At 63.3% G+C, this 308-nt stretch carries 1 protein-coding gene; it reads right to left on the reverse strand.

Annotated elements, in window-relative coordinates; all coding sequences use genetic code 11:
- On the reverse strand, positions 1 to 308 hold a 308-nt coding region (locus F2P45_RS34965), incomplete at both ends, for a PLxRFG domain-containing protein (protein ID WP_166882743.1).

The following is a 308-nucleotide window of genomic DNA, read 5'->3' on the forward strand; positions in this document are numbered from 1 at the left end:
GACGCCACCGATCCGCCCAGAAATTGCGCGAACATCAGGCCGCCCAGCGGCGCGCCGGCTTCGGGATTACGGATATGCTCACGCAGCTGCATGGCCGCGTCCGTCAATTCGCCCTGCTGTTTCGGGATCTCGGTGATGGCTTCATCGATCTCGCCCAAGTGGGCGTTGCCGGCGGTCAGGCGGGCGTTGCTGTAAATGAAACCGGCCAGCACCCGGCCGGCATCCTCCGAAAAGCCCGCGATGCCCTTGCGCTGGATCATGCGCTTCATCGAGCTGCGGTTGTTCTTCGCCAGTTTCAGGTAGGTCTG

The sequence above is a fragment of the Massilia mucilaginosa genome, from assembly GCF_011682145.1.
Taxonomy (GTDB): domain Bacteria; phylum Pseudomonadota; class Gammaproteobacteria; order Burkholderiales; family Burkholderiaceae_D; genus Telluria_A; species Telluria_A mucilaginosa.